12 protein-coding genes and 1 pseudogene are annotated in these 11,398 nt (G+C 54.8%); 11 read left to right on the forward strand and 2 right to left on the reverse strand.

Going from position 1 to position 11,398, the window contains the following annotated elements:
- From M0974_RS21805 to glmS, 11 genes and pseudogenes are all read left to right on the forward strand, one after another.
- Nucleotides 1-115, forward strand: a pseudogene (locus M0974_RS21805) (F0F1 ATP synthase subunit A); the annotation flags it as partial.
- 134 nt (nt 116-249) lie between these two features.
- A complete protein-coding gene (gene atpE / locus M0974_RS21810) occupies nt 250-507 on the forward strand; it encodes a F0F1 ATP synthase subunit C (protein ID WP_002555987.1) in 258 nt (85 codons plus the stop codon).
- Between the two features lie 57 nt (nt 508-564).
- A complete protein-coding gene (locus tag M0974_RS21815) occupies nt 565-1,035 on the forward strand; it encodes a F0F1 ATP synthase subunit B (protein WP_297841580.1) in 471 nt (156 codons plus the stop codon).
- A 12-nt stretch (nt 1,036-1,047) separates the two neighbouring features.
- The gene (locus tag M0974_RS21820; protein ID WP_297841583.1) at nt 1,048-1,584 is read left to right on the forward strand and encodes a F0F1 ATP synthase subunit delta; all 537 of its coding nucleotides are present in this window, start codon (nt 1,048-1,050) and stop codon (nt 1,582-1,584) included.
- 21 nt (nt 1,585-1,605) lie between these two features.
- On the forward strand, nt 1,606-3,150 hold the full coding sequence (gene atpA / locus M0974_RS21825; RefSeq protein ID WP_297841586.1) for a F0F1 ATP synthase subunit alpha: 1,545 nt from the start codon (nt 1,606-1,608) through the stop codon (nt 3,148-3,150).
- Between the two features lie 50 nt (nt 3,151-3,200).
- Nucleotides 3,201-4,061 (forward strand): F0F1 ATP synthase subunit gamma, encoded by an 861-nt coding sequence (gene atpG / locus M0974_RS21830; protein ID WP_297841589.1) that lies wholly within the window; start codon nt 3,201-3,203, stop codon nt 4,059-4,061.
- A gap of 28 nt (nt 4,062-4,089) precedes the next feature.
- The gene (gene atpD / locus M0974_RS21835; protein WP_297841591.1) at nt 4,090-5,469 is read left to right on the forward strand and encodes a F0F1 ATP synthase subunit beta; all 1,380 of its coding nucleotides are present in this window, start codon (nt 4,090-4,092) and stop codon (nt 5,467-5,469) included.
- A 44-nt stretch (nt 5,470-5,513) separates the two neighbouring features.
- Entirely contained in the window at nt 5,514-5,939 is a 426-nt protein-coding gene (locus tag M0974_RS21840) for a F0F1 ATP synthase subunit epsilon (protein WP_297841594.1), read from the forward strand.
- Nucleotides 5,940-6,051: 112 nt separating this feature from the next.
- Nucleotides 6,052-7,419: a bifunctional UDP-N-acetylglucosamine diphosphorylase/glucosamine-1-phosphate N-acetyltransferase GlmU gene (gene glmU / locus M0974_RS21845; RefSeq protein WP_297841596.1), complete on the forward strand. Its 1,368-nt coding sequence runs from the start codon at nt 6,052-6,054 to the stop codon at nt 7,417-7,419.
- 130 nt (nt 7,420-7,549) lie between these two features.
- Complete coding sequence (locus M0974_RS21850; protein WP_297841599.1) at nt 7,550-8,317, forward strand: DeoR/GlpR family DNA-binding transcription regulator; 768 nt, start codon at nt 7,550-7,552, stop codon at nt 8,315-8,317.
- A gap of 9 nt (nt 8,318-8,326) precedes the next feature.
- Entirely contained in the window at nt 8,327-10,162 is a 1,836-nt protein-coding gene (gene glmS / locus M0974_RS21855; RefSeq protein ID WP_297841604.1) for a glutamine--fructose-6-phosphate transaminase (isomerizing), read from the forward strand.
- A gap of 60 nt (nt 10,163-10,222) precedes the next feature.
- On the opposite strand, the gene M0974_RS21860 is transcribed toward glmS, so the two are convergent.
- A complete protein-coding gene (locus tag M0974_RS21860; RefSeq protein WP_297841606.1) occupies nt 10,223-10,759 on the reverse strand; it encodes a sterol desaturase family protein in 537 nt (178 codons plus the stop codon).
- 111 nt (nt 10,760-10,870) lie between these two features.
- The gene (locus M0974_RS21865) at nt 10,871-11,242 is read right to left on the reverse strand and encodes a hypothetical protein (protein ID WP_297841609.1); all 372 of its coding nucleotides are present in this window, start codon (nt 11,240-11,242) and stop codon (nt 10,871-10,873) included.
- Nucleotides 11,243-11,398: the final 156 nt, after the last annotated feature.

An 11,398-nucleotide genomic window follows, 5' to 3' on the forward strand; every position in this document is an offset into this window, starting at 1 on the left:
AGTGCTGCAATGGGCGTGGGCTGTATTCCACATCCTGATCATCACCCTGCAAGCGTTCATCTTCATGATGCTTACCATTGTCTATTTGTCGATGGCTCACGAAGAAAACCATTAAGACCCGCTTTACGCGACTTGATGACCCCACCGCTTTGGCGGCGGGGTGCCCGTAAGGGCTGATGTGAACAATTTTGTTTTACCGCTTTAAATCTAAAAAACCTAACCAATACGACGTAAAAGTCGGGAGGAAAGATGGAAACTGTAGTTGGTCTAACTGCTATCGCTGTTGCACTGCTGATCGGCCTGGGCGCACTGGGTACCGCAATCGGTTTTGGCCTGTTGGGCGGCAAGTTCCTGGAAGGCGCAGCGCGTCAACCAGAGATGGTCCCAATGCTTCAGGTTAAAATGTTCATCGTTGCCGGTTTGCTCGATGCCGTGACCATGATCGGTGTTGGTATCGCTCTGTTCTTCACTTTTGCTAACCCGTTTGTTGGTCAACTCGCTGGCTAATCTCTCGAATTTTCGAGTGGATTGGTGTGATGGACAACGAACGAGCGAGGTGTTGGCGTGAACATTAATGCAACCCTGATTGGTCAGTCCGTTGCGTTCTTCATTTTTGTACTGTTTTGCATGAAGTTCGTGTGGCCTCCGGTCATCGCGGCTTTGCACGAACGTCAGAAGAAGATCGCGGATGGTTTGGACGCTGCTACACGAGCAACTCGCGACCTGGAGTTGGCCCAAGATAAAGTGGGTCATCAACTGCGTGAAGCGAAGGCTCAAGCAGCAGAGATCATTGAGCAAGCCAAGAAACGCGGTACACAGATTGTCGACGAAGCCCGGGAACAGGCCGTTGTCGAAGCTGACCGTGTGAAGGCTCAGGCTCGGGCCGAGATCGAACTGGAACTGAACGGCGTCAAAGACGCGCTGCGCGCCCAATTGGGTCGCTTGGCAGTCGACGGTGCAGAGAAGATCCTGGGTGCCACAATCGATCAAAACGCGCACGCGGAGCTGGTTAATAAACTGGCTGCTGAAATTTAAGCGAGGGCGATCATGGCAGAATTGACCACGTTGGCCCGACCTTACGCTAAGGCAGCCTTCGAGCACGCACAGGCCCACCAGCAACTGGCCAATTGGTCAGCCATGCTTGGCCTGGCTGCAGCTGTGTCGCAAGACGACACAATGCAGCGGATGCTGAAGGCACCGCGACTGACGAGCGCAGACAAGGCCACCACTTTTATTGAAGTGTGTGGCGACAAGTTTGATGTCAAGGCACAGAATTTCATCCACGTCGTTGCTGAAAACGACCGTCTCCTGCTGTTGCCGGAGATCGCCGAACTGTTCGACCTGTACAAGGCAGAGCAGGAAAAATCGGTCGATGTGGACGTCACCAGTGCTTTTGCATTGAACGAAGAACAGCAAGACAAACTCGCCAAGGTTCTCAGTGCACGGCTCGGCCGGGAAGTGCGCCTGCACGCTGCGGAGGATGCCTCTCTTATTGGAGGTGTCATCATCCGCGCCGGCGACCTGGTTATCGATGGCTCAGTTCGTGGCAAACTCGCGCAACTGGCCGAAGCATTGAAATCTTGAGTTTGAAGGGGCAGCAGAGCAATGCAGCAACTCAATCCTTCCGAAATAAGTGAAATTATCAAGGGTCGCATCGACAAGCTCGATGTAACCTCCCAAGCCCGTAACGAAGGCACAGTCGTCAGCGTATCTGACGGCATCGTGCGGATTCACGGTCTGGCCGACGTAATGTACGGCGAGATGATCGAGTTTCCGGGCGGCGTCTTCGGTATGGCGCTTAACCTTGAGCAAGACTCTGTAGGCGCCGTTGTATTGGGCGCTTACCAGATGTTGGCTGAAGGCATGAGCGCCAAATGCACTGGCCGCATCCTTGAAGTTCCGGTTGGTCCGGAATTGCTCGGTCGCGTAGTCGATGCATTGGGTAACCCAGTTGACGGCAAAGGCCCTCTGAACAACGTCCTTACCGACGCTGTCGAGAAGGTTGCACCCGGCGTGATCTGGCGTAAGTCGGTAGACCAGCCTGTACAGACTGGCTACAAGGCTGTCGATGCCATGATCCCTGTCGGCCGTGGCCAGCGTGAGCTGATCATCGGTGACCGTCAGATCGGTAAAACCGCTCTGGCGATCGATGCGATCATCAATCAGAAAAACAGTGGCATCTTCTGCGTCTACGTAGCTATCGGTCAGAAACAATCGACCATCGCTAACGTGGTTCGCAAACTGGAAGAAAACGGCGCGTTGGCTAACACCATCGTCGTTGCCGCGAGTGCTTCCGAATCTGCTGCGTTGCAGTTCCTTGCTCCGTACTCCGGTTGCACCATGGGCGAGTATTTCCGCGACCGTGGCGAAGACGCGCTGATCGTTTATGACGATCTCTCTAAGCAAGCAGTGGCTTACCGCCAGATTTCCCTGCTGCTGCGCCGTCCGCCAGGCCGTGAAGCCTACCCAGGCGACGTGTTCTATCTCCACTCCCGTCTTTTGGAGCGCGCATCGCGTGTATCTGAAGCGTACGTAGAGAAGTTCACCAACGGTGCTGTGGTTGGCAAGACCGGTTCGTTGACCGCTCTGCCAATCATCGAAACCCAGGCTGGCGACGTTTCCGCGTTCGTTCCGACCAACGTGATTTCCATCACTGACGGTCAGATCTTCCTGGAATCGGCCATGTTCAACTCTGGCATTCGTCCAGCTGTGAACGCCGGTGTTTCGGTATCCCGTGTGGGTGGTGCCGCTCAGACCAAGATCATCAAGAAGCTTTCCGGTGGCATCCGTACCGCTCTGGCTCAGTACCGTGAACTGGCGGCATTCGCCCAGTTTGCTTCTGACCTGGACGAAGCCACTCGTAAGCAGCTTGAGCATGGTCAGCGCGTTACCGAGCTGATGAAGCAGAAGCAATACGCTCCGATGTCTATCGCTGATATGGCGTTGTCCCTGTATGCCGCTGAACGTGGCTTCCTGGTGGATATCGAGATTCCAAAAATCGGTAGCTTCGAGCAGGCTCTGATTGCTTACTTCAGCCGAGATCACGCCGAATTGATGGCGAAGATCAACGTGAAGGGTGACTTCAATGACGAAATCGATGCTGGCCTCAAAGCCGGTATCGAAAAGTTCAAGGCCACCCAAACCTGGTAAGCCGCAGCGGGGGCCGAGAGGCTCCCGCTTGCTAACCTGATAGGTGTTACATGGCAGGCGCAAAAGAGATTCGCAGTAAGATTGCGAGCATCAAAAGCACGCAAAAGATTACCAGCGCCATGGAAAAAGTGGCGGTCAGCAAAATGCGCAAGGCTCAAATGCGTATGGCTGCTAGCCGTCCTTACGCGGAGCGCATCCGCCAGGTTATCGGACATCTGGCCAACGCCAATCCGGAATACCGCCACCCGTTCATGATCGATCGCGAAGTAAAGCGTGTCGGTTATGTCGTGGTGAGCAGTGACCGTGGTTTGTGCGGTGGTTTGAATACCAACCTGTTCAAGGCTTTGGTCAAGGACATGACGGTAAACCGTGAAAACGGCGTAGATATTGATCTGTGCGTGATCGGCGGCAAAGGGGCAACCTTTTTCCGTGTCTACGGCGGTAACGTCGTTGCTGCGATCAGCCATCTGGGCGAAGAGCCATCGATCAATGATTTGATCGGTAGCGTCAAGGTGATGCTGTATGCTTATCTGGATGGCCGTATAGATCGGCTGTCCGTGGTGTCCAACAAATTCATCAACACCATGACGCAGCAGCCTAAGGTGGAACAGTTGATTCCGCTGGTTGCGACCCCGGATAAAGAACTCAAGCACCACTGGGACTATCTCTACGAACCCGACGCCAAAGAGCTGCTTGACGGCCTTATGGTTCGCTACGTGGAGTCGCAGGTTTACCAGGCGGTGGTCGAGAACAACGCAGCTGAACAAGCCGCGCGGATGATCGCAATGAAGAACGCCACTGATAACGCCGGTGATTTGATCAGCGATTTGCAACTGATCTACAACAAGGCGCGTCAGGCTGCGATCACCCAAGAGATCTCGGAAATCGTCGGCGGCGCTGCCGCGGTTTAACGGTTCAAATATTCAGAGGATCCAGCTAATGAGTAGCGGACGTATCGTTCAAATCATCGGCGCCGTGATCGACGTGGAATTCCCACGCGAACACGTACCGAGCATCTACAACGCGCTGTTGGTACAAAGCGCGGCCGGGACCACCCTGGAAGTTCAGCAGCAGCTGGGCGACGGCGTGGTCCGCACCATTGCGATGGGTTCCACCGAGGGCTTGAAGCGCGGTCTGGAAGTCAAAGACTCTGGCGCAGCCATCTCCGTACCGGTCGGTAAAGCGACCCTGGGCCGGATCATGGACGTCCTGGGCAATCCTATTGACGAAGCTGGTCCGATCGAAACCGAAGAACGCTGGGGCATTCACCGTCCTGCGCCAACCTTCGCGGAACAGGCAGGCGGCAACGACCTGCTGGAAACCGGCATCAAGGTTATCGACTTGGTTTGCCCGTTTGCCAAAGGCGGTAAAGTCGGTCTGTTCGGTGGTGCCGGTGTAGGCAAAACCGTAAACATGATGGAACTGATCCGTAACATCGCCATCGAGCACAGCGGTTATTCCGTGTTCGCTGGTGTGGGCGAGCGTACCCGTGAGGGCAACGACTTCTACCACGAGATGAAAGACTCCAACGTTCTCGATAAAGTGGCGCTGGTATACGGTCAGATGAACGAGCCGCCGGGTAACCGTCTGCGCGTAGCACTGACTGGCTTGACCATGGCCGAGAAGTTCCGTGACGAAGGTAACGACGTTCTGCTGTTCGTCGACAACATCTATCGTTACACACTGGCCGGTACTGAAGTATCCGCACTGCTGGGGCGTATGCCTTCTGCAGTAGGTTACCAACCTACCCTGGCTGAAGAGATGGGTACTCTGCAAGAGCGCATCACTTCGACCAAAGCCGGTTCGATTACCTCGATTCAAGCTGTCTACGTACCTGCGGATGACTTGACCGACCCGTCGCCTGCTACAACGTTTGCCCACTTGGACGCAACCGTCGTACTGTCCCGTGACATCGCTTCTCTGGGTATTTACCCAGCGGTCGATCCACTGGACTCGACTTCGCGTCAACTGGACCCGGACGTTGTTGGTCAGGAACACTACGACACCGCTCGCGGCGTGCAGTACGTGTTGCAGCGTTACAAAGAGCTGAAGGACATCATTGCGATCCTGGGTATGGACGAGCTGTCGGAAACCGATAAGCAGTTGGTATCCCGTGCACGTAAGATCCAGCGCTTCTTGTCGCAGCCGTTCTTCGTGGCTGAAGTCTTTACTGGTGCCTCGGGCAAATACGTTTCCCTGAAAGACACCATTACTGGCTTCAAAGGCATCCTCAACGGTGACTACGACCACCTGCCAGAACAAGCGTTCTACATGGTCGGCGGCATCGAAGAAGCGATCGAGAAAGCCAAAAAACTGTAATCCCGGTGCCCGGTAACGGGCGCTAATTAGGTTGAGGCAAGCAAATGGCTATGACAGTCCATTGCGATATCGTCAGCGCGGAAGGGGAAATTTTCTCCGGTCTGGTCGAGATGGTGATTGCGCACGGTAACCTGGGTGATATCGGTATCGCTCCAGGCCACGCGCCGCTGATCACTGATCTGAAGCCAGGTCCGATCCGCCTGATCAAGCTGGGCGGGGAAACCGAGGTGTTCTACATCTCGGGTGGTTTCCTCGAGGTTCAGCCGAACATGGTCAAGGTTCTTGCCGACACCGTGCAACGTGCTGCCGACCTGGATGAAGCCTCTGCTCAGAACGCCGTTAAGGCGGCTGAGAAGGCGTTGCATGAAAGAGGCGCAGATTTCGATTACAGTTCTGCGACTGCACGTCTGGCCGAGGCAACAGCACAGCTGCGCACCGTCCAGCAAATTCGTAAAAAGTTTGGTGGCTAACCCCGCCTGCCTTATACGAGATTGAGAAAAAGGGTAGCCTCGGCTACCCTTTTTTCTTTTTTGAATTCACCCTCGGTCGCAAACGCTGACCGCCTAGGATTGGTAGCCAGTCATGTCACTTGAAGTCGTTATTCTTGCCGCCGGCCAAGGCACTCGCATGTGTTCGGCGTTGCCTAAGGTTCTTCACCCGGTCGCGGGCGACTCCATGCTCGGGCATGTTATCCACAGTGCGCGCAAACTTAATCCACAGCGCATTCATGTAGTGATTGGTCACGGCGCCGACATTGTCCGTGAACAGTTTGTGGCAGATGACCTGAATTTCGTTCTACAGGATAAACAGCTCGGTACAGGCCACGCGGTTGCCCAAGCACTGCCATACCTGACTGCCGAGAATGTGCTCATTCTCTACGGCGACGTGCCGTTGATTGAAGTAAATACGCTTCAACGTCTGCTGAAAAAAGTGACCCCCGATCAGTTGGGATTGCTGACGGTAACCCTTGCCGACGCCACGGGTTATGGTCGAATCGTGCGCGACAGCAAGCACCGCGTCCTTGCGATTGTCGAGCACAAGGATGCGACCGAAGCACAGCGGTCCATTACTGAGGGCAATACCGGCATTCTCGCAGTGCCCGGCAAGCGTTTAGCCGATTGGTTGGGTCGCCTGTCAAACAACAACGTTCAGGGTGAGTACTACTTGACCGACGTCATTGCCATGGCGGTGGACGATGGTCTGGTGGTTGCCACCGAACAGCCTCTGGATGCCATGGAAGTTCAGGGTGCTAATGATCGCAAGCAACTAGCCGAATTGGAGCGCCATTACCAGTTGCGGGAAGGCCGCCGTTTGATGGCATTAGGCGTGACCCTCAGGGACCCGGCGCGCTTTGATGTGCGTGGTGAAGTCACGGCAGGCCGCGATGTGGTGATTGACGTCAACGTGGTCCTCGAAGGCAGGGTGATCATTGAAGATAACGTCAACATTGGCCCTAACTGCGTGATTAAAAACAGCACCTTGCGTAAAGGCTCCGTAATCAAAGCCAACAGCCACATAGACGGCGCAGTTCTGGGCGAGGGCAGCGACGTAGGACCTTTTGCTCGCCTACGTCCGGGCAGCGTTCTGGAAGCCCGGGTGCATGTGGGTAACTTTGTTGAGCTGAAAAACGCTCACCTGAGTGAGGGTGCAAAAGTTGGCCATTTGACCTACCTGGGGGATGCGCAAGTGGGTGCGCGGACCAACATTGGTGCAGGCACCATTACCTGTAACTACGATGGCGTGAACAAACACAAAACGTTGATTGGTGAAGACGTATTCATAGGTTCGAATAATTCCTTGGTGGCGCCTGTGGATATCTTTTCAGGAGCGACCACCGCTGCTGGTTCCACTATTACGCAAAACGTCCCCGCTGATCAGTTAGCGGTTGGTCGTGCTCGTCAGCGCAACATCGACGGATGGAAGCGGCCAGTGAAAATCAAAAAGGACTGAAGTTATCCACAGGCCGATTGTGGAAAGGTCTAAATGATTTTTTTGGTTTTGTAGCCAAACTGTATTGACGAAATGTTTCGGATAGGTTTTGATTGGATTCGTTATCTTTCGAATCGAAACTTAAATCGCCATGTCAAAACGCAATACTCCACAACGTCGCCATAACATCCTCTCCTTGCTCAACGAGCAGGGGGACGTGAGTGTCGACGATATGGCGAAACGCTTTGAAACCTCGGAAGTGACCATTCGCAAGGATCTGGCTGCTCTCGAAAGTAATGGCTTGTTGTTGCGTCGCTATGGCGGCGCCGTCACCATGCCGCAGGAATTGATGGCTGAGCATTGTCAGCCAGTATCAAAATACAAGTTGGCCATCGCTCGCGCTGCTGCATTAAGGATCCGCGAGCATGCACGGATTATTATCGACAGTGGCAGTACCACCGCCGCGTTGATTTCTGAGTTGGGCCAGCTATCTGGTTTGGTGGTGATGACAAATTCACTTCATATCGCCAATGCGCTCAGTGAACTCGAACGCGAGCCGGTGCTGTTGATGACAGGCGGCACTTGGGACCCCCATTCCGAGTCGTTTCAGGGAAAGGTCGCCGAACACGTTCTGCGCTCATATGATTTTGACCAACTGTTCGTTGGAGCTGACGGCATTGATCTGAATCGCGGCACGACGACGTTTAACGAGTTGCTGGGCTTGAGCCAAGTCATGGCAGAGGTCGCTCGTGAGGTCGTGGTGATGATTGAAGCTGACAAGGTAGGTCGAAAAATTCCCAATCTGGAACTGCCCTGGAGCAGTATCCACACCCTAATTACCGATGATCGCTTGCCCATCGAGGCACGCGAGCAGATTCAAGCCCGTGGCGTAACCCTGATTTGCGCCGCTGTTTGCTAGGAGAAAACCATGTGTGGAATCGTCGGCGCCGTTGCTGAGCGCAATATCACTGCCATCTTGCTTGAAGGTTTGAAGCGTCTTGAATACCGCGGCTATGACAGCGCAGGCGTCGCGCTGTTTACCAACGCTGGCAAGCTGGAACGCTGCCGTCGTCCAGGCAAGGTCACCGAGCTTGAGCAAGCGCTCGCTGGCGAACCATTGATTGGCCGTCTGGGCATCGCTCACACCCGTTGGGCGACCCATGGTGCGCCGTGCGAACGCAACGCCCACCCGCACTTTTCTGCCGATGAGCTGGCTGTTGTGCACAACGGCATCATCGAAAACCACGAAGAACTGCGCGATCGCCTCAAAGGCCTTGGCTATGTATTTACCTCGGACACCGACACCGAAGTCATCGTCCATCTGCTGCATCATAAATTTAAAGACTGCGGTGACTTGGCCATCGCGCTGAAGGCCGCCGTCAAAGAATTGCACGGTGCCTACGGCCTGGCCGTTATCAGCGCCAAACAGCCGGACCGTTTGCTCGCTGCCCGCAGCGGCAGCCCTCTGGTAATCGGCATGGGCCTGGGTGAAAACTTCCTGGCGTCCGACCAACTGGCACTCAGGCAAGTAACCGACCGTTTTGTATACTTGGAAGAAGGCGACATCGCTGAAATCCGCCGTGACAGCGTACAAATCTGGACCGTGGACGGTTTGCCGGTCGAGCGTGAGATCGTCCAGTACCACGAGGGCGCGGAAGCAGCGGACAAGGGCAAGTTCCGCCATTTCATGCTCAAGGAAATTCACGAGCAACCGAAAGTGGTGCAGCGCACTCTTGAAGGTCGTTTAGGTCAGCAGCAAGTGCTGGTTCAGGCGTTTGGTCCCCAGGCGGCTGAGCTGTTCGCCAAAGTGCGCAACGTGCAGATCGTCGCCTGCGGCACTAGTTTTCATGCCGGTATGGTTGCTCGTTATTGGTTGGAAGGCTTGGCCGGAATCCCTTGTCAGGTCGAAGTCGCCAGCGAGTTCCGCTACCGCAAGGTAGTGGTACAGCCAGACACGCTGTTTGTTTCGATCTCACAATCGGGTGAAACCGCAGACACCCTCGCGGCCCTGCGTAACGCGAAAGAGCTTGGGTTCCTCGTTAGCCTGGCGATTTGCAACGTTAGCATCAGCTCACTGGTGCGTGAGTCGGACTTGACCCTACTGACCCAGGCCGGCCCGGAAATTGGCGTCGCCTCCACCAAAGCCTTCACCACTCAGTTGGTAGCTCTATTGCTGCTGACCTTGGCTCTTGGGCAAGTCAAAGGCACGTTGGAGGAGGGCGTCGAAGCGGAATTGGTCGAAGAACTTCGCCGGCTACCGATTCGTCTTGGCGAAGCACTGGCCATGGATTGCACAGTGGAAAAAGTTGCCCAGCTGTTTGCTGACAAGCATCACACCCTGTTCTTGGGTCGCGGCGCGATGTACCCAGTGGCCATGGAAGGATCACTCAAGCTCAAAGAGATTTCCTACATCCACGCCGAAGCCTATCCAGCGGGCGAGTTGAAACACGGTCCATTGGCACTGGTCGACAGCGACATGCCCGTAGTCACCGTTGCGCCGAATAACGAACTGCTGGAAAAGCTGAAATCCAACCTGCAGGAAGTCCGCGCACGCGGTGGCGAACTGATCGTTTTCGCCGACGAGCATTCAGGCATGGCTAATGGCGAAGGTACTCACGTCATCTCTATGCCACACATCATCGACACCCTGGCGCCGATTTTGTACACCATACCGCTGCAGTTGCTGTCGTACTACGTCGCGGTGCTCAAGGGTACGGATGTGGATCAGCCAAGGAACTTGGCGAAGTCGGTGACGGTGGAGTGAGTTATCCACAGGCGTGAGCGACTGGAGCGACGCGGTTTGAAGCCAAATAAAGAGCGAGGGTTATCCACGCTCCTCGACTTTGCTGAGTGCTTCAATCCGCACGTGGGTGCGAAATACATGGTCCCAGAGTGGTGAGGACACGCCGAAATTCTTCTCGATTCCTTTGCAGTGATGCAGGTCGTGATTGGCAACCAGCCCAGGAATGAATCGGTAGGCCCAGTGCTGCGGGCGGTGTATCACGTAATGCAAAGAGATGTAGCAGAAGTAGCCGACCACCAACCCGGCGAACGCCGAGGTCAGGCCGGTCAGCCAGGCGAGCGACAAGAGACCGGCATACCCGGAACTGGTCTTCCAACCGGAAATACCGATGTACGCGAGCACATCGCGATGGTGGGTCCAATGCTCCCGGCGGTACAACGAGTGGAACAAGAAGCGGTGCATTGAATACTCGACCAGCGACCAGCCCAACAGGCCGGCGAGCGCCTGGCCGGGATGGAAGGGCGCGATGCAAAGGGCAAGGACGACGAATAGCGGAGCGGTGAAGAAGTCGAGGTAATAGGCGACTGAAGACATCAGCCATTTGTTGGACGCAGCCATGCGTAATATTTTCCTAGTGTGCCCGATGGGCATGACGATATATCAGGGGTGGATCGGGAAAGCGCGCTGTATGCTGCTCTTGCAAAATAATCTGTAGTGTTGATAGACCTGCTACTCCGATGCCTGGCGTTTAGGCACTTTGACGTAACACCCCCGTGATCCCTCGATGGTTAAGCAATCATTGCCGACTATCAAAACCATCTCATCGAAGAATTGGCTGATGTCCTGTGCTGCGGCGGGCTCATCACTTTTGCGATGTAACGTCACCCGCGTTCCATCCTGAGCCCATAGGCCCTTGGCATAACCGTCAGCAGATCCGTATTCAACTACCGCTTCAAAGGTGCTGTCTTTTTTAAGAGACAGCTGCGAGCCCATTTCCATCACGCCTTGCAAGTAATAATTGCCGACCAGTTCGTTGGGCGGGTTGCTGTGCGCGCAGCTGGATAGCAACAGCGATGAGGCGAGCAGTGCGATTCCTTTCATGTTTCACTCCGGAGTAAGTGTGTTTTTGGATGCATTTTATTGAGGGAGTTTTTGTTGGGGATTACCAACTGCCATAGGGAATGCCATATTTATCGGTGTACTGCTTCGAGCCTTTGGTTTGTGGGTAGTAATCCCCGTTTGTTTTACCGAGATAGG

It is taken from the genome of Pseudomonas sp. (assembly GCF_026224925.1).
GTDB lineage: Bacteria > Pseudomonadota > Gammaproteobacteria > Pseudomonadales > Pseudomonadaceae > Aquipseudomonas.